General features: G+C 37.6%; 16 protein-coding genes. 7 read left to right on the top strand and 9 right to left on the bottom strand.

Annotation, left to right across the window (positions count from 1 at the left end; all coding sequences use genetic code 11):
* Window positions 1–3 precede the first annotated feature (3 nt).
* On the bottom strand, window positions 4–2637 hold the full coding sequence (locus RBH95_RS12845; RefSeq protein WP_307899976.1) for a mechanosensitive ion channel family protein: 2634 nt from the start codon (window positions 2635–2637) through the stop codon (window positions 4–6).
* A 228-nt stretch (window positions 2638–2865) separates the two neighbouring features.
* On the opposite strand from RBH95_RS12845, the gene RBH95_RS12840 reads away from it, so the two are divergent.
* Both RBH95_RS12840 and RBH95_RS12835 read left to right on the top strand, forming a co-directional pair.
* A complete protein-coding gene (locus RBH95_RS12840) occupies window positions 2866–3504 on the top strand; it encodes a hypothetical protein (RefSeq protein WP_307899975.1) in 639 nt (212 codons plus the stop codon).
* A gap of 12 nt (window positions 3505–3516) precedes the next feature.
* Complete coding sequence (locus RBH95_RS12835) at window positions 3517–4155, top strand: hypothetical protein (RefSeq protein WP_307899974.1); 639 nt, start codon at window positions 3517–3519, stop codon at window positions 4153–4155.
* 26 nt (window positions 4156–4181) lie between these two features.
* Here the strand turns inward: RBH95_RS12835 and RBH95_RS12830 are convergent, their stop codons facing one another.
* Together RBH95_RS12830 and RBH95_RS12825 are read right to left on the bottom strand one after the other, a co-directional pair.
* The gene (locus tag RBH95_RS12830) at window positions 4182–4775 is read right to left on the bottom strand and encodes an FMN-binding negative transcriptional regulator (protein ID WP_307899973.1); all 594 of its coding nucleotides are present in this window, start codon (window positions 4773–4775) and stop codon (window positions 4182–4184) included.
* A 6-nt stretch (window positions 4776–4781) separates the two neighbouring features.
* A complete protein-coding gene (locus tag RBH95_RS12825) occupies window positions 4782–5231 on the bottom strand; it encodes a DUF1569 domain-containing protein (protein ID WP_307899972.1) in 450 nt (149 codons plus the stop codon).
* A 134-nt stretch (window positions 5232–5365) separates the two neighbouring features.
* Here RBH95_RS12825 and radC point away from each other — a divergent pair, with 134 nt between their 5' ends.
* The 4 genes from radC to RBH95_RS12805 all read left to right on the top strand — a co-directional run bounded on the left by radC (window position 5366) and on the right by RBH95_RS12805 (window position 8974).
* A complete protein-coding gene (radC, locus tag RBH95_RS12820) occupies window positions 5366–6064 on the top strand; it encodes a DNA repair protein RadC (protein WP_307899971.1) in 699 nt (232 codons plus the stop codon).
* A gap of 90 nt (window positions 6065–6154) precedes the next feature.
* The gene (locus RBH95_RS12815; RefSeq protein WP_307899970.1) at window positions 6155–7459 is read left to right on the top strand and encodes a polysaccharide deacetylase family protein; all 1305 of its coding nucleotides are present in this window, start codon (window positions 6155–6157) and stop codon (window positions 7457–7459) included.
* Window positions 7446–8135 carry a YjjG family noncanonical pyrimidine nucleotidase gene (locus tag RBH95_RS12810; protein ID WP_307899969.1) on the top strand — a complete coding sequence of 230 codons (690 nt, stop codon included), beginning with the start codon at window positions 7446–7448 and terminating at the stop codon, window positions 8133–8135. Before RBH95_RS12815 ends, RBH95_RS12810 begins: the two co-directional genes overlap by 14 nt.
* Before the next feature lie 38 nt (window positions 8136–8173).
* On the top strand, window positions 8174–8974 hold the full coding sequence (locus RBH95_RS12805; protein WP_307899968.1) for a hypothetical protein: 801 nt from the start codon (window positions 8174–8176) through the stop codon (window positions 8972–8974).
* Here the strand turns inward: RBH95_RS12805 and RBH95_RS12800 are convergent.
* The gene (locus RBH95_RS12800; RefSeq protein ID WP_307899967.1) at window positions 8971–10251 is read right to left on the bottom strand and encodes a replication-associated recombination protein A; all 1281 of its coding nucleotides are present in this window, start codon (window positions 10249–10251) and stop codon (window positions 8971–8973) included. The genes RBH95_RS12805 and RBH95_RS12800 overlap by 4 nt on opposite strands.
* 146 nt (window positions 10252–10397) lie before the next feature.
* On the opposite strand from RBH95_RS12800, the gene RBH95_RS12795 reads away from it, so the two are divergent.
* Complete coding sequence (locus RBH95_RS12795; RefSeq protein WP_307899966.1) at window positions 10398–11156, top strand: rhomboid family intramembrane serine protease; 759 nt, start codon at window positions 10398–10400, stop codon at window positions 11154–11156.
* Here RBH95_RS12795 and rlmB read toward each other — a convergent pair.
* From rlmB to RBH95_RS12770, 5 genes are all read right to left on the bottom strand, one after another.
* Window positions 11153–11887 carry a 23S rRNA (guanosine(2251)-2'-O)-methyltransferase RlmB gene (rlmB, locus tag RBH95_RS12790; RefSeq protein WP_307899965.1) on the bottom strand — a complete coding sequence of 245 codons (735 nt, stop codon included), beginning with the start codon at window positions 11885–11887 and terminating at the stop codon, window positions 11153–11155. The two genes, RBH95_RS12795 and rlmB, sit on opposite strands and share 4 nt — an antisense overlap.
* 134 nt (window positions 11888–12021) lie before the next feature.
* Entirely contained in the window at window positions 12022–13248 is a 1227-nt protein-coding gene (locus RBH95_RS12785; protein ID WP_307899964.1) for a hypothetical protein, read from the bottom strand.
* A gap of 13 nt (window positions 13249–13261) precedes the next feature.
* Window positions 13262–14185, bottom strand: coding sequence for a hypothetical protein (locus RBH95_RS12780; RefSeq protein WP_307899963.1), 924 nt, complete (start codon window positions 14183–14185; stop codon window positions 13262–13264).
* A gap of 21 nt (window positions 14186–14206) precedes the next feature.
* Window positions 14207–15655 carry a SusD/RagB family nutrient-binding outer membrane lipoprotein gene (locus RBH95_RS12775; protein WP_307899962.1) on the bottom strand — a complete coding sequence of 483 codons (1449 nt, stop codon included), beginning with the start codon at window positions 15653–15655 and terminating at the stop codon, window positions 14207–14209.
* Window positions 15656–15665: 10 nt separating this feature from the next.
* Window positions 15666–18818 (bottom strand): SusC/RagA family TonB-linked outer membrane protein, encoded by a 3153-nt coding sequence (locus RBH95_RS12770; protein ID WP_307899961.1) that lies wholly within the window; start codon window positions 18816–18818, stop codon window positions 15666–15668.
* Window positions 18819–18896: the final 78 nt, after the last annotated feature.

Below are 18896 nucleotides of genomic sequence, written 5' to 3'. Positions count from 1 at the left end.
GATTTATTGGGTTTCTTGGTTGTCATTGTTTGGTTCTTGATTTTCGTTTGCTTCACTTTCCTTTTCCTCTACTTCTAAATCGTGTCCTGGATCTCTGTGCTCAATTGGAATCACCACTTTCGGAATCTCAGTGTCGTCCATATTGGTTTCACTTTCAGGTGGATCATGGGGTGGTGGCGTTTTGTAATTGGAAACAATTTCTGGAATATTTTTAATATGAAGGTCTCTTTGTGGGAAAGGAATTTCAATACCTGCATCCTTAAATTGGTTATAAACTTCAATAGAGACATCACTTTTGGCCTGAAGCCATAATTCATAGTGTACCCAAAACCGAAGTGTAAAATTCAGTGAATTATCCCCAAAGTCTACAAATAAGGCCTGTGGAGGTGGATTTTTAAGGGTGTCTTCATAGTTGCTGGCCGCTTCATATAATATTTTAAGGACGAGGTTGGGATCAGAACTGTAAGAAGTACCTACCAATATTTCTACACGTTTCGTGTTATTGGAAAGTGTCCAGTTGATGAGGTCGTTTGATATTAGGTTGTTGTTGGGTACAATCACTTCGGCACCTTCAAAGGTGGTAATGGAGGAAGATCTAACGCCAATTCTGTTAACTGTTCCTAGCAGATTATCAACTTCTACTGTATCTCCTTGTAATATTGGTCGCTCAAAAACTAGAATCAGTCCAGAAACAAAGTTGGAGATTACCGTCTGTAAGCCAAATCCAATTCCTAAACCAAGGGCTCCAGCCATAAGGTTAAATTTACTGAGGTCGATTCCTAGGGAAGATAACGCCAAGATTATTCCGAAAGCGATAATTAAATATCGTATCACAAGGGAGATAGCGGCGGGGATACCTTTAGGGAATTTGAAGACTCTTAAAATTCCTTGTCCGTCATTGATGAGGAAGGAGACAATCCGGGTTAAGGCAAAGGAGATAAATAGGACTAGTAAAAACGAAACGACTTCGTTGAGAGTGAATGTTAAATTTCCAAACTTATATGGTTCACTGGACGTGTCTGTAAAAAAGGTTAGGATAGGAGCTAATTGGTCTATCATTTTTAAAAAGACCAATGACCAGATGATAATGACAGTTACCCTATTGAATTTAAGGACTTTCTTTTCTGTTTGTAGCTTGTGATCAGGATCAAAGGATGACTGTACACTAAAATGCCTGTGAATTATGCTGAGGAATAAGGAATTGGAAATAATCAATAGGGCATAAAACAAAATGATGAATACACCACTGCGGGTACTAATTTTTAGAGATAAGTCTGTTAGATTGATATATCCCAATATATTGGCAAGTATGGAGGCACCACACAGAACATAAATCAATGGAGTGAATCGCAATAGGAATTTTCCAAAAATTTCCATCTTCATTTTGAGCGTTTCTCTATACGGATGGGTAAAGGAAAATACGACCACTATAACTAAAATTGCCTCTATGAATGTATACAGTCTATATTGTTCTGCATTGAACCAAACGTAGGTTTTGATAGAGTCAAAAACATAAAAAAATATGGCAAAATAAATAAGTTTCTTAAAGCGCTTGTACATTAAAGGTTTCACCAATGCAATGGCCGAAAACAGAGAAAAAAGGGTCAAGATGTCCAGAAATAATTTTGGAGCGGGCACAAAATAGAACCTAGCCAACAGAAATACAAGGAAGAAAATGGTTGCCAAATAATGTTCAGTAAGAGTGCTTTTTGCATGTTGTAAATCGGCATTCTCTTCAGTAAAAGGATAGGTTTCAAAAGCCTTTTTTAAGTAGAGTACAAGGAGTGTAATTAAGGCTACAAAAATCAAAAAGAGGGGAAGAGATCTTTTAAGGGTCTTTACAAAATCGAAATTTCCCAAGGTGCTCATTTTGACAGTATCAATATTGTTGGTCCCGGAGTGTTCCCAAATATTACTGAAGGAAGTGGTCCAAACAGGTGTGAGGCGTTGATTGAACAAATTGTATACATCTGAATCTTTCAAAGAGGTTAGTTCTTCAATGACTTCATCAATTTCATTTAATTCCACATTAATCCTTGCCTCCATACTCAAAAAGTCATTGTTGTTTTTAAGTATGATATCCTTGAGTTTTACAACGCTGTCCCTAATGGCTACAATATTGTTCAAAATTTCGGGCGGGGCATTTTCCTCTAGGGCATTGTCATAGGTTAAATTCCAAATGGTTTCTGAAGGTTCAATAGTTTCATAAAGTCTAGAGTTACGTTCTTGAAAATCGTTGATTTCAGTTTGCCAGATTTCAAGATATTCACTGTAACCATCCCATTTAATGATAAGGTTGTCAATTTTTTCACGGTTAGGGTCGGCTTTTAGAAATTTGTCAACTTCCTCTTTTTGGATTTTCAAAAATTCTTCATAGAAAGGAAATAAAGAGTCTATTTCAGTAATCTTCGTGTCTTTGTTGATTTTTTTTTGGATGCTCTTCAGTTCCTTGTTGGTAATTTCTATTCCTTCTATAATATGTGTGAGGGGAATGACCTTTATTTTATTTTTCTTTATAGAGTCTGATATTACATTGGGAATTTCCGTATCCAAAATCTGTCCGTAGGTAAGGATAGGAAATATAAGAAGCGCAAGAAATACAATAGTTTTATATGTGTGCGAGGAAATTTTAAACATAAATATTGGCCATGGACTTACATAGCTAATATACTATTTTATTCCCTTAAAAAATATTTAGTTTATTGAAAATGAATGGTGTAGTTTGTAGTCTTGTAGTATTGAATAAGAAATTTTAAAATTCAATAATATTGTAGGAATTATTGCGTTAAATGAATTGTAAATCATAAAATCACAAGCATAGAGTACAACTACGTTTTTTAATTAATCAATTTTAACCAATCAATTATGAAACGTATTCTTTTCTGTTTATGCTTTTGGGCGTTATTTATTGCCTGTGACTCGAGCGACGATGAATCCTCCAATCAATCCTCCAATTTTTATGCTTTGAAAGTTGGAAACTCATGGGTTTATAAACACTATAAATATAGTCCTTCTCTAGACGAGTATTTGGAGACCAGTGTCGTGGATTCCGTAAGTATTGTGGGTAAGGAGCAAGTTTATGGTAATACATATTATAAAGTTCGAACCTGGACTACAGGCAATGACTCTGGTAGCACTCTTTACAATGCCAATGGAGAATATTTTGAGTTGTTGAGAGATTATGAAGGGACTCTTTTACGGGATGATGGCTTTGTGAAATTTACAAATAATGATTATTCAGAACGATTGATTTGGGAAGAGGATTGGGGATCGGTTTATGAACGCTTGGTGGAGGGGACTACTGAACTGACGGTTGAGGCGGGAACTTTCACATGTATCAATTCTGAAATGTACCTAATCATTGCTTCTGGAGAACAATTGCCAGGACTAGATCGTTTTTATTATGCCGAAGGTATTGGTTTGGTTTTGAGTACGGTGTCGTTTGTCAGTCAGTCCGTGCCATCTGTTTATAGAAGATTGGATTCCTATGAAATTAACAATTAATAGCTTATGAAAATGAAAGCATCTGTATTCTCAATAATGGTAACGTTCCTTCTTGTGTCTTGCAGCTCTAGTGACGATTCAGGTCCTTCGCCTGAAGACTTTTATGCCTTAAAAGTGGGGAATTCTTGGGTGTATAAGAATTATAAATATAATACAACATCTCACGTATATGAAGATACTGGCATTATAGATTCTGTATCCATAGTTGGTACAAAGAATATTTATGGGGACTCTTATTTTGAGTTTAGAACAAAGACAACGGGAAATGATACAGAGATAACTTACTGTAATCCCAACGGAGAGTACTTTGAATATTTAAGGGCTTATAAAGGCTCGCTAATAGACCAGGATAACAGTATCAAATTTATAAACAACAATTTTGATGAAATTCTGGTTAGGGAATTGGAAGGTTTTGGTTCCTATTATATTCAAGTTGATGAAAACCCTGTTATGGTTGATGTGGAATCAGGAAATTTTGAATGTTTGAAAATGGAGTATTATTTGAAATATGATGAAGATGAAACTATGTATACGGGTAAAGTTAACTATTACTATGCCGAAGGAATTGGCTTGGTAAAGGATACTCCATCACATGTAGCGTTAGACATTCCTGCCATAGAAAGACGATTGGTTTCCTTTCATTTGGAATAATTTAAATCATTTTTTGAAAAGGGCATTCACTTAAAGAGTCTCCTCAAAAACTCTTGAATGCTCTTTTGGTTTTCAGTGATAAGGGCTTCTTTGGCCTGTTCAAATTCTTGATGAGGTTTGTCCTGCGAAAGTTTGAATTTGCCCTCCCAATGGGTAATGTCTATTTCAAAGCCACTTACGTAGTTGATAAGTTGCTCCATTCTTGGATTGTCCTGTTCCAAAATGTATTTATGGTCTGGAGCTTCTAAAAAATGGGTCATGGCTACCATGGAGTCCTTGATGGCATTTACATCTGAAATTGCAATGGCATTTCCTTGAACGTGCACAAAAATATAATTCCATGTTGGTAGTTGTTCCGACTCAAAATTACTGGGAGAAATGTATGCTTGAGGCCCAGAAAATATAGCTGTAACCGGTTGGCTGTTTTTTAGAAGCTCAGCTTGCGGATTTTGTTTGTCCAAATGGCCAATGAGTTTACCCTCTTTATAGACCAATGGGATATGAGTAACTATTGGACGGTTGTTTTCTACAGAAATTACCGTCGCCAAGGGATATGCTTTTATCACTTCGAGCAAATGAGGTAAAGAGCTGTCCTGATATGTTTTTGGTGGATAGGCCATAAACCGTTATACGCCAAATTGTATAAAGTGATGATCTAAATGTTTATACTGCATCATGCCCCACTGTTCGGGGGTAAAGGATCCAAAATAAGGGTGCACAGGCCAAGTGGTTTGGTCTTTTTTAGCATGGAATTCGTTGATGAGGTCTATCAGTTCTTTTTTGGAACTGCCGAAATTGGTGTCTTGGGTAATTTTGTATTCCTTGGTGGTTGGCAGCCCTTTTTTCCAGGGTTTGTCATCATAGAGGGAAGCTCTGAAAAATGACAACATAAACTTCATCATAAAATTGGGTTTTTCCAATTCAAGCTTCCCCAACGACACTTTTAAAGGACCGCAACAGTGAGCAAACATTTTTGCTGCATTCATTTCTCCCCAAAGAGGAATACTATGTTCTTGAATGTTTTCCATGCGCTCTAGAATTTCGGTATGGGCCGAAGAGTCAAAAAGGGATTTCATAATAGGGTTTGAAATGGTGTTAGGGTAAATTTACAATAAAAAGAGTTTGAAAGATTATTGAACTAAAATTAAGTGCTTAAATGTTTGATTTACTTTGTGTAAATTTATGGAACACTAACCCTTAAGTTTTCTTTATGAAGAATAACCAGCCATCATTCTCCATTAAAAATTGGTCGCAACATGACCAGCCCAGAGAAAAATTACGAGACAAAGGAAAATCGGTATTGAGCGATGCGGAATTGCTTGCGATTTTAATAGGTTCGGGAAGTAGAAGTGAAAGTGCTGTGGAACTCTGCAAACGCATTTTAGCCAGTGTAGAGAACAATCTTAACAATCTGGGAAAATTGAGCATCACTCAGCTTATGGAATTCAAAGGGGTCGGTGAGGCCAAAGCCATTAGCATTGTTGCGGCGATGGAATTGGGGAGAAGACGACGAGGAGAGGAAGCCTTGGAAAAACAAAAAATTCTCTCGAGTGCTTCGGTGTTTGAACTTATGCAGCCCATTGTGGGAGAGTTGCCCCATGAAGAGTTTTGGATACTATATCTCAACAATTCCAATAAGGTAATTCAGAAAAATTTGTTGAGTAAAGGTGGAATTACAGGAACTTTGGTTGATGTACGATTGGTTTTGAAAACGGCCTTGCAGGTGGGAGCCACGGGACTTATTTTGGTTCACAATCACCCTTCTGGGACTTTGGTGGCTAGCGAAGCCGATAAACAAATCACCCAAAAATTAAAACAGGCAAGTTCTAGTTTGGATATAAAAGTGTTGGATCATTTAATCATTACCGAAAGAGCTTATTTTAGTTTCGCCGATGAAGGCATTCTGTAAAATTAAATTTATAGGGAGATGCTATCGGTGGACTTTCGGAATTTCTTATTTTTGATTGACAACACTGGTTGAGGCCTTCCAATACTATCTATGCTATTAGTCTATACCCATAAAATAACCCCGCGTTTAACCTATACTTTCAAGCATATCTGCACTAGGATTTTGGGAATACCTGTTGGTTTTACTACTACTATTGAAGAGTTTATTGCACACGATGACATTAAAATGTCGTATACCAAACAACCTTTGGGCAATGAAATTTTTATAAGAAGTCATGAGTTGTTGTTTGAGCAGGGGCTGAGCGATGTGGAAATTAACGTGATGGAGTGGGACGATACCAAATGCTTTTTTACCACGAGTGATAAAAGCAGTTTGCCTTTCGATATTTTTGCTGCAGCATTTTATCTGTTGTGCCGTTATGAGGAATATATGCCTCACGTAAAAGATCCATATGGGAGGTTTGTGGCCAAGGAAAGTCTGGCCTATAAAAATGGGTTTCTCAATCAACCGGTTATCGATATTTGGGCCTATAAATTCAAGGCTGTCATTCAAGAGCAATTTGAAACCTTTCAGTTTCCTGAAAAGAAGTATAGGGTACAACCTGTGATAGATGTACCAATGGCCTATTACTACAAACAAAAAGGGTTGTTGAGGACTATTGGGGGGACGATGAGTGATTTAATTCGCTTCAAACTAAAAAGTGTCTACACCCGTTTTTTGGTGATTTTCGGGTTCCAAAGAGATCCCTACGATAACTTTAAGTGGATCATCAACCGGCAAAAACAATTCAAGGAGAAATTCATGGTGTTTTTCCTCATTGGGGATTTTTCTACATATGATAAGAATATCAATGTAAACAAGAAAAAGTTTGTGGCTCTCATCAAATCGGTGGCAGACTATTGTAAGGTAGGACTTAAGGTTTCGTATTTTGCCTTGGACAACAAGGACGTTTTGAAGAAAGAAAAGGCCAAAATGGAAGCCATTACCAATTATAATTTGGAAGCATCCCGGAATTCGTTTTCAAAAATCAATCTACCGGAAACCTATCGAAATTTGATTGAATTGGAAGTGACACAGGATTTTACCATGGGCTATATTAACGAATTGGGTTTTAGGGCAAGTACCTGTACGCCCTTTCAGTTTTACGATTTGGATTATGAAATCCAAACCCCCCTGCAAATCAATTCCTTCCATTGTATCGATTTTGCATTGTTGAAAAAGCAATCTCTTTTAGATAAAAAGGAAGAATTACAGCGACTGATGCATAGTGTACAAAAAGTAAACGGTACTTTTACACCTATTTTCCACAACTATACGTTTAGTGAGAACCATAGGTGGAAAGGGTTTAGGGAATTGTTTAACATTGTTTTGGATTCTGTAAATGAAGCTTCATAATATCAGGCATATATTTTTTGATTTGGATCATACCCTTTGGGATTTTGACCGAAACTCGGCATTAACCTTTGAAAAGATATTTCAAATTCATGGTGTAAAGGCGCCATTGGATAGTTTTTTGCATGTGTATAACGAAGTGAACCGAAATTATTGGAAACTCTATAGGCATGAAAAGGTAGACAAGGAAAAGTTACGTTACGGGAGGTTGCGTGACACATTTGATAGTATCGAGTTTGAAGCATCTGATGAGCTTATTTTACAATTGTCGATAGATTATATAACCTATCTAACCACCTTCAATCATGTGTATGAAGGAGCTTTGGAAATTTTGGATTATTTAAAACCTAACTATGAACTACATATCATTACTAATGGTTTTAAGGAGGCCCAAAACAAAAAGATGGATGGTTCAAAAATGGGGCATTTTTTCAAAACTATGACCAACGCTGAAGTCGTTGGAGTTAAGAAACCCAATCCAGAAATTTTTATGTTTGCTTTAAATGAAGCCAATGCCAAACCGGAAGAGAGCATTATGGTGGGTGATAGTTTAGAAGCAGATGTTCAAGGGGCTATGGAAGTTGGTTTGGATGCCATATTTTTTAACTGTAGGAATGAAGATGTAGGGCAATCTGTAAAACAAGTGCGTCATCTTATCCAATTAAAAAACTATCTTTAGCCTACATTAACTAACTTTAAAATTAAAATATAAATACAATGAATTTTCCTAAACGTTTTCTTGTACTCTTATTACTAACTTTGAGTTCTTTTGGGAGTTTTGCTCAGGATGCTGTTAACAACTATAAATATATTATTGTTCCAACCAAATATGGTTTTTTAAAGGAAATAGATCAATATCAATTAAATTCTTTAACCAAGTTCCTGTTTAATAAATATGGTTTTACGGCCTTTCTCAATAATGAAACCCTTCCGTCAGACTTGCAGGCTAATAGGTGTTTGGCGCTATATGTAGATGTTACGGAAGAAAAGGGCGGGCTCTTTAAAACCAAATTGCAGATAGACTTAAAGAGTTGCGATGGAAAGATTATTGAATCATCACAAGTAGGGGAGTCCAGAGAAAAATCATACGATACGGCCTACAACCAGGCCTTAAGAGATGCTTTTGAAACCTTCCAGTATATGGGCTATGTTTATGAGCCAGTTTCAGGAGCGAACCAAACAACTGCAATGGTGACAGAAACTTCTCCGGTTACTTCAAATTCAGTAACAAAAAGTACGCCGGTAGTAGCTACTTCTGCTTCGGTGAGCAATACTATCAAATCAGATCCTTCAACGGTAGCAGAAACAGAAACTTTGTATGCCCAGCCTTTGGATAAAGGATTTCAGCTAGTGGATAGAACACCTAAAGTAGTGATGATTCTTTTGGAAACTTCCAAACCAGATGTCTTTGTGGTCAAAGGAAGCAATGCCATTGTGTATAAGGAAAATGGAATATGGTATTATTCTCATAACGATGGGACATCAATAGCTTCAAAAAGTTTAAATATAAAGTTCTAGTAGCCGTATTTGTTTTTCCAACGCTGTTTTAAAAATTCACGTTGAGATTGTTCCCTGGCATTGTTTCCCGGTTCGTAAAACCTGGTGTTTTTAATTTCATCTGGCAGAAACTCTTGGGGTGCGAAGTTATTCTCGTAATTATGGGCATATTGGTAATCTTCACCATAACCTAACTCTTTCATAAGTTTGGTAGGGGCATTTCTTATGGACAATGGCACCGATAAATCGCCCGTTTGTCTTACAAGTTGTTGGGCCTTACCAATAGCTTGATAGGAAGCATTGCTTTTGGGAGATGTAGCCAAATAAATGGCGCACTGACTTAAAATTATGCGAGACTCTGGGTAGCCAATTGTAGAAACCGCCTGAAAGGAATTGTTAGCAATAACAAGGGCCGTTGGGTTGGCGTTTCCAATGTCTTCACTAGCCAAGATAAGAAGTCGACGTGCAATGAATTTAACATCCTCTCCCCCTTCAATCATTCTGGCTAACCAATATACGGCAGCATTGGGATCACTTCCCCTGATAGATTTTATAAATGCAGAAATAATGTCGTAATGCTGTTCGCCGGTTTTGTCATATCGAACTGTATTGTTCTGAACTTTTTTAAACACATCGTCATTGGTGATGACAATGTCCTGATCTTCTCCGAATGAAGAGACAATAAGTTCAAAAATATTGAGAAGCTTTCGGCCATCACCTCCCGAAAGTCTAATTAAAGCTTCAGTTTCCTTAAGTTGGATATTCTTAGCGGATAGAATGGTATCTTCATGAATGGCTCTATTAAGAAGCGCTTCCAAATCCTCTTTGCTAAAGGAATTCAATACATAAACCTGACAGCGGGATATAAGTGCAGGAATCACTTCAAAACTCGGGTTTTCCGTAGTCGCGCCAATAAGAGTTACCCAACCTTTTTCTACAGCTTGTAACAGGGAATCTTGTTGCGATTTACTAAACCTGTGGATCTCATCAATAAACAAGATAGGGTTTTTTGTGGTGAACAAACCTCCACTTTGCTTGGCTTTATCAATAACTTCTCGAACATCCTTCACTCCAGAGCTAATGGCACTCAAAGTGTAAAATGGACGGTCTGATTCGTTGGCAATAATATTAGCTAATGTGGTTTTTCCAGTCCCAGGAGGTCCCCAAAAAATCATAGATGGTATGACACCATTTCTCAATTGTTGCGCAAGAGCGCCTTGCTCTCCAACCAAGTGAGTTTGGCTTAGATACTCTTTTAGGTGTTTGGGTCTGAGTCGTTCTGCTAAAGGTTCATTCATAGCGGTAAAATTACAAAATTGAAAGGCAAGTTTTATAAAGTGGTCTCAATTCTATTTTTCCTTTTGCATGAACAGTATGAAGATGACAATATTTCATAAAACCTATAAATGGTTAGTATTTTGAAAAGAATATTATAAATTTAAGTATGGATAATTCTCAACAGTTTAAATATTCGACGGGAGTCGTTGCTTATCCTATTTTTATGGTGCTTGCACTATGGATTGTGTTTTGGCTTCAAGTAAGGTTTTTTCATGATATCAAAAATTTTGGTGTATATCCCCTGACTTTTAAGGGGCTTCGAGGTGTGCTGTTTAGCCCTTTTATTCATTCGGATATTAAACATTTGTACCATAACAGTCTTCCGCTTTTAATCTTGTCCATGTCCTTGTTCTATTTCTACAGAACAATAGCATGGAAGGTCTTGTTTTATGGTATTCTACTATCGGGCTTTATAACCTGGTGCATTGGTAGGCCAGCAAACCATATTGGTGCTAGTGGATTGATTTATGTTTTGGTAAGCTTTATTTTTTTTAAGGGGGTTTTTGCCAAATATTACAGGTTGGTGGCACTTTCCTTTTTGATTGTTTTTCTATACGGAAGTATGATTTGGTATGTTTTTCCGGGGGAGAGGGGAATGTCTTGGGAAGGTCACTTAGCAGGTTTGATTACGGGTTTTTTGTTTTCGTTATTGTTTAGAAAGACTATTGCTAAACCGGAACGTTATGTGTGGCAACAACCCGATTATAATGAGGATGACGATCCATTTTTAAGGCATTTTGATGAAAATGGTAATTTTATTGAACTTAAGGAAGAAGAGGAACCTGAAGACATTCCAGAAGATCTCTCAACTCAAAGCCAAGTAAAGATTGTTTATAATTTTAAAGAAAACCCGGGGGGAGATTAACGTCTTTGGCGAATTGCTTCATATAAGAAAGCGCCGCAAGCAACAGAAACGTTCAGCGATTCGATTTCCCCTAAAATAGGAAGCTTAGCCTTATCGTCCACGACATTTAAAACGGAAGGATTGATTCCTTTTCCTTCAGACCCCATAATGATGGCACATGGTTCTGTAAACGAAACATCGTATAGTGTTTGATCTGTTTTTTCTGTTGCAGCAATGACTTTGATGCCTGAAGCCTGCATATAGAATACAGCATCTTTAATATGATCGACTTTGCAAATAGGCATTTTGAAGATGGCTCCAGCGCTGGTCTTTACCGTATCGCCATTAACAGGTGCTCCTCCTTTTTTCTGGATAATAATTCCAGAAACCCCTGTACATTCAGCCGTCCTAACAATGGCACCAAAATTACGAACGTCACTAAGTTGATCAAGTAGCAGAAAGAGAGGTGTTTTTCCAGATTCAGTCACTTCCATTACCAAATCTTCCAAATCGTAAAAGGTAATTGGTGCAATTTGGGCAATGACCCCTTGATGGTTTTTCTTGGATAGTTTGTTGAGCTTTTCAATTGGCACAAATGAGGTGTTTAATCGCTCTTTTTTAAGAAGCTGTTCCAATTCTGAAAACAAATCTCCACGAAGGCCTTTTTGAATAAAAATCTTGTCGATATTCTCACCAGATTTAATAGCTTCAATAACCGCTCTAATTCCAAAAATTGTAGTCTCTTTTTCCATTGGGACAAAGGTATGAAAATCTAATTTTCAAAAATGTAATTGAGGCTATAAATCCTAGGGTACTTGTATAAAAAAAACCACCTCTTAGAGGTGGTTTAAAGACTAACTATAATAATTGGTTAATTATTCAGAGTTTATAATTGTAGTGAGAAACCATATCCAGGATAATCCCCACAATTACCAAGACCAAAGTCTAAGACAAGGTCAATTGTACCTGCACAGGCATTTACAGTTCCAGAACCAGTTACGACACCTTCACTACATCCGTATTGAAAGTCTTCATTGGACATAAGGGTGACATTTGCGGTTGCAGGATCAATAGTAACTATAAAGTATGCTGTATCAGGATTTTCAATATATGGATTACCATATGCTCTTATCCAAAATTCATTTTCATTTGAGCCTTCTTCAATTTCTATAGTTTCTCCTGGATCATAATCAGCCCATTCATCGGTTACAACAGTTGCTGTTCCAATGAAAGGTGCCGCCGTAACTGGGCTACTTTCTCCAATTTCCGTGATTGTATAATTATCTCCCATTTTGGTTATTTGAGCCATAATGTAGTATACACTAGAGCATGAGTTTCCGGTATTAAGTGCTCCTGCGAAACTATACTCTTCTCCGTTGATGACTCCAATTTGGTCAAATGTCAAATGAAGGTTAAGGTCTACTGGAATATCCATAGCGGAATAATAATCAGCTACGACATAGTATTCACCATCAGGAGTATCAGAAGAAAGGGTGTAGGTTTCAAAACTTCCTCCATCTGCCCCACCAATAATTTCTGTATAGGGTACATCTGTTATTAATAGTCGTAAATCAGCAACATCCGTAGCATCTAATTCTGTGCCAAAGTTATCAGTAACTGTTGTTGCTGTTTCCCATGACATACCTACCATTAAGTCTCCTTCAACTAGGTTTTGAATATTGAAAGTAACTACTTGCTCATTTACAGCTGAAACATTTGATTCGTTACCTGTACCAATTCTAATGGTAGCAGTTTCAGTTTCTTCTATAAGATCATCTGCATGGATGGCTATAACATCGGAAACAGAAGTGGATCCTGCTGGAATTGTGACGCTATGAGGGAATGAGAAATCTTCACCGTCAATTGCATCTCCTGCGGTTTGCTCGAGATAAACCCTAACATTTACAATTTGAGGTTCACTTATACTTACTGTGAAACCATAAGTTGTTTCTTCTTCGACCAATGTTTGGTTATTGGCGAAATCCAATGCAACACTAAGTGTAGGCGTGCTTGGTTCCATGGTGCTGTGCCCTGTTAAATCATCGTCGCTACAGGCAGTAGTAACAATAATAGCAAAGACCATAAGAGATATTTTTATAAATTTATTTTTCATGTTTTTTCATTTATTATTCTACAATTTTTTCCATGACTTGATAGAATTCTCTTGATCCAGAACCTGAAGTATAATATCCAAAAGACATATACAGTAAATCTTCCCCATTAACTTCATCTCTAACCACAATATTTGTTTCGGCACCACATGGAACATTACTCATGTCTGCGGGAGAAGATTCACAAGTAATCAAAGGTTGGCCATTTCCATTTTGAGCATCACCGCTAGGAGTTTCATCTGGATAGGTTATTTTATCATTTTCGTCAATTTGAAAATACCATTCATTACCGTTAAATGCTCCAAAATATTCTACAACTCTATAGGTAGTAGCATCTACAGATTCAATGGTAGTTTCTGAAGGCCAATCTGAAGCGGTGTATGTAAGAACACCGATTCTGTAATATTCCGCTTCCAAGCATCGGTATAGGCCTGCAAAACGTGTTCCAACTGAAACTTTTGTACTTGCAGCACTGGCAAAAACTTCCCCTGTATCAAGGGTAGCTTCATAGCGCAGTGTCCAAAAGTCTCCGATGTTTAGCTCGCTATCACTTGCTGGTAACGGACTTCCGTCTAAGGTTAATCCTTCAATTAAATCTTCATATGTAAATGATGTTGAAAAAGGAGCGTTGGTCCCTAAATCAGTTTCTGTAATTTCCACTGAGTCATACAGGATTTCTTCAGTACTGTTTCCCGTGGCAGAACTTGTAAAAGATTTATAAATGTCAATATTTACAGTCTTTGTGTTGCCTTGGTAGACACTTCCAGAGGCCGTATAAGTAGCGCCGTTACCTACAACATAACCTATGGCCGCGTTGTTTAGAGTGATTAGCCCACCCGTAGATGCCCCACCAGTTAGTTCGTCATTATCATCGTCTATACATGATACAACCATTGACAATGAAAACAACATTAATATTAAGAATTTTATATTTTTCATACTTGTAAATTTATAGGTTTGTTATTGCCAAAATAAAGAAGAAGTCAATTCGTCACCACCAATTGAAGATGATGCAGCAGCATGATTATCTCCATTAAGAGAAGGTTCTGTAGTTGGGTAGTAATATCTAGAAGGGATTTGATTGATGTCACCTTCTATGGCAGGAGTCAGAACTGGTATGTTAGTTCTTCTCCATTCAGTCCAAGCTTCAAAACCTTGCCCAAATAAGGCTAACCACTTTTCTTCACCAATTTTTTCTCTAGCATCGTTTTGATTGGCAAATCCCAAACCTTCTTGAGAAAGGTATGATGATGAACTAATACCGTGGAATTCATAACTGGCTTCAATTCCTGTATAATAATAATCTAAAGCAGCGTCAAGACCTCCAGAGATATATCCTTCGTTAGCCGCTTCGGCCATTAAGAAGCTAAGCTCTGAGAATGACATTAAAACACCTGGTAATTCAGGGTTTAAATAAAATTCTCCGATTCCTGAAATATTAGCATAAGTATAACCCAATCCTTCGTTAGGTAGAGCGGTAAGGTCTCCATATCCCGCAGGCTTTCCTCTATAAGCTCCATCAGATTCAGCTGGGGCGGCATATAAGGGTAAGCGGTCATCATTTAAAGTGACCATTCTATCAACTACAAGGGAATTAACTTTGTATTCCAATCTAGACCCAAAGTCTATCAATTCATAGATAGGGTTGGCGTCTGGTTGGGTAGCAGTATAGTTTACTTGAGCATCATCATCGTTAGAAGACATTAGAAATCCTCCATTCACTAAGGCTTGTAATTCAGAGCTTACATCTTGAGTTGAAGAAATTCTCATTAAAGCTCTAAATTTTAATGAGTTTGCTAATTTTCTCCATTTAGTTACGTCGCCTCCGTAAAATAAGTCGGAAGAAGCAACTATTTCACCCGATCCATTGGCAAGCATAGAAGCAGCCTCGGTGTACATATCGATAATACCGTTATATATGGTGGCCTCATCGTCGTAAACAGGCTTTAATATTGTTGGATCCATGGCTTCGGTGAATGGAATAGGTCCAAAAAGTTCCGTCAAAAATTGAAATCCACTGGCTTTCATAATCATTGCGGCAGCCTGAAGGTTAGTGTTGCCTTCATCAATAGCTAACTTTTCCATGGCGTCAGCTTCAGCAATTACACTAGCAAAGGCGTTGTCCCAAATATTATCAATAACAGTACGTCTTGGTATGTAGCGCTCTTCAGAATTGTATTGGACTTTTGTCCATAATTGAGCCCAAACAGAACCCATGTCGCCACCGGCACCTCCTAAAACACCATGCATAACATTCATATATACTCTTTGCGTGGTTCCTAATAAAAGGTGGGCAGGTACTGCAACTGGGTTATTAGGATCTGTGTTTAACTCTTCATAATCTTTTGTACATCCTGTTATCACTGATAATGTGATAAAGGTGCAAATAATGAACTTTATTTTTTTCATAATCATTTTTTTAGAATTTTAAGTTGATGTTGAAACCTATATTTCTAGCGGAAGGATACTGACCAAATTCTTGGCCTTGTTGTCCATTGGCACTACTAAATCCTGTTTCTGGATCGATGTGCGGCGCTTTTTTATACAACATCGCTAGGTTTCTTCCTACTACAGAAAACTTTATTCCTTCAATAGCTGAATTTTTGAAAAATTTCTTCGGAAGTGAATATCCTAGAGTTACTTGTCTTAATTTGACATAAGAGGCATCAAAAATTGAGCTGGATTCTACATCGTTGCTATAAGATGCTTGGTTGAATACTTTAGCGTCTACTACAACATTGTTAGGTACATATCCTCCGTTACCGTCAGACATTACACCATTTCCAACTACACCAGTCTCTCTTCCTATTAGGGATTCTTCCAAGGTACCTGCGTATCTACCCCAAGCGTATGTCATACTATGTACATCTCCTCCTATTTTTGCGTCAATAAGGGTTGAAAGCTCAAAGTTCTTAATTCTGATAGCAAAGTTTGCACCTCCAGTCCAATCTGGAGCAATATCTCCTAAGACTTTATATTCTTGGTCGATAACAGGAAGACCGTCCTCGTAAATTACTTGTCCATCTTCTGTTCTTTCAAAATCTCTACCAACAAGAACGCCGTAAGGCATACCTGGTCTAGCCTCTAGGTTTAATCCCCACTGGCCTCCTAAGATATAAGTGTCTAATTCACCCAAAGATGTTACTTCGTTATCATTCGTAGCCCAGTTAAGGTCTACATCAAAACTGAAATCTTCTGTTTCTATAACGGTAGCGCCAAATTGTACTTCAAAACCTTTATTGGTCATGTCTGCTATGTTGTCCCATACATTAGTGAAACCTGTAGCTGCTGTTACTTGAATAGGCACTAGAAGGTCTTCTGATTTTTGATCGTAGTAAGTGAATCCAAAGCGTAATCTATTTTTGAAAAATTTACCATCGATACCAACTTCTACTCCTGTTACTGTTTCAGCTTTCAAATTTGGATTCCATTGAATGTCTGGAACTGAAGCTTGATTTCCAAATGAATTATTACCTAAACTATAAATAGAGTTTAATCTATATGGGCCTAAGGCTCCGGTACTACCTACTTTAGACCAACCACCTCTAATTTTCAAAAAGTTAACTGCATCGCTAGTCATATTAAAGGCATCAGTAAGTACAATAGATCCACTTACAGATGGGTAGAAGAAAGAATTGTTTTCTATAGGTAAAATACTGGCCCAGTCATTTCTAGCTGTAAAATCAATAAAGAAGAAGTTTCTAAATCCGATTTGCCCATATCCGTACAAACTACTAATTTCTTGAGAGCTTTGGGGAAATAAATATTGAGCTCCTGTAGGACTAACATTGGTCCCGGCAGTGGCTCCAGTTTGCAAATTAGAAAGTGTATAAAGATTTGGTAGCTCCAAGGCAGGAAGGAATCCTGATGTTAAGCTATTCTTTTGAGACATTTTGTTAGCTCCTAAATTCAAGGAGAAGTTAAAATCATCATTAATATCCTTGTTAATACTAACCAAAATACTAGAGTTAATTTCTTCAAAGCGTCTTTCAATTTCATAGTATGAACCATCTGGAGCATTATTACTTCCTTTTGCCTGTCTTCTTGTTTCAAATTGGTTGTAGTAATCGATACCTACTTTAGCGCCAACGGTTAACCAATCCAAAACTTCATAACTCAAATCAACATTACCAATTATACGATCTTTTTCAAGCGTATTGGTGTTGGTTTCCAATACCCAATAAGGGTTATTTTGGAAGTTGTGGTTCCAGTTAAGAGGAGTTCCTTCTGCAGCGGTCCCTACAGGAGCCAATGGGAAGTTTCTCCAATCTCTTAAGTCGGAAAAATTAACCTGTCTTGCGGACCAGATGAACTGTTGGAAAGGGTTTTCGTTATTATATCCTGTTACGGGAAGGTTATCACTATCTATATTAAAATAGTTCACAGAAGCCACGGCTGTAAAGCGCTCTCCTAAATCAAGAGTTCCATTAAGTCCAAAAGTTGTTTTCTTCAATTCAGTAAAAGGAACCATTCCTTTTTCATCACTGTTACCAATAGATAATCTTAATTTGTCAGTAGTCAAAGACACATTGTTACTAATGTTTATACCGGTGTCTAAGAAATCTTTTACGTTATCTGGGTATGATTGCCAAGGTAGAGGGGAGCCTCCGTTTAACTGGGAGTTCCATTGTATAAATTCCAGCCCTGTATCCAGTGCAGGTCCCCAACTTTCATCTACACCATCGCCTACACCGGCTCCTGCACCATTAACAAACTCAAAGTAACTAGGATCACCTCCTTGTCCGTAAGAGTTTTGGTAGTTCGGTAATAATAATGGGTTTGAGAAAGTTACGTTAGTATTGATTGAAATTCCAAATTTTTTAGCTCCACTACCACTTTTTGTGGTAATTACTATAACTCCATTACCAGCACGTAAACCGTATAGAGCGGCTGCGTTAGGTCCTTTAAGAACTGTTACAGATTCAATGTCGTCTGGATTGATATCTGCGGCACCATTGGGTAAATCCACACCCCCGCCGCTTCCAGCGTTACCAAAAGATCGGTTGTCAATAGGCACACCATCAACTACATAAAGTGGCTCATTGTTACCAGTAATCGAGGAGTTACCCCTTAAAACAATACGGGAAGAGGCTCCTACACTACCAGAAGTACCTGTTACCTGTACCCCAGCAACTTTACCACTAATGGCATTTGATATGTTGCTTTCTCGGGCTTCGGTCATACCTTCACCTTTAATACTTTGTACGGAATAACCAAGAGCTTTCTCCTCTCTCTTGATTCCTAGTGCAGTCACTACGACCTCGTCAAGCACTGCTGCATCTTCCAACATGGTGATGTTAATAGTGTCTGAAGAGCCTACCGTGATTTCTTGAGATTTTAATCCGATGTAGGTAAAAGTTAATACGTCACCAGTCTTTGCAGAGATGGAGTAGTTTCCATCAAAATCTGTTTGGGTTCCTGTGGTAGTTCCTTTTACGATGATGTTAACCCCAGGAAGCGGTAGGCCGGTTTCATCCGTAACCGTTCCTGAAATTGTTTTTTCTTGTGCAAAAGTTAGCTGCACGACAAACGCCAGTATTAGCGTTAGAATTCCACTAAACTTTGTTTTCATATTTAAATTAATTTGAATTAGCCAGCACCAATATCTTAATAAAAAGTTAATAAAACAATAAAGTGAAGCTAAAATTTC

Origin of the sequence: Mangrovimonas sp. YM274 (assembly GCF_030908385.1) — a bacterium.
In the GTDB taxonomy this organism is placed as follows: Bacteria; Bacteroidota; Bacteroidia; order Flavobacteriales; family Flavobacteriaceae; genus Mangrovimonas_A.
Note: the sequence above shows the minus strand (reverse complement) of the source record. Positions and strands in the feature narration are given on the sequence as shown.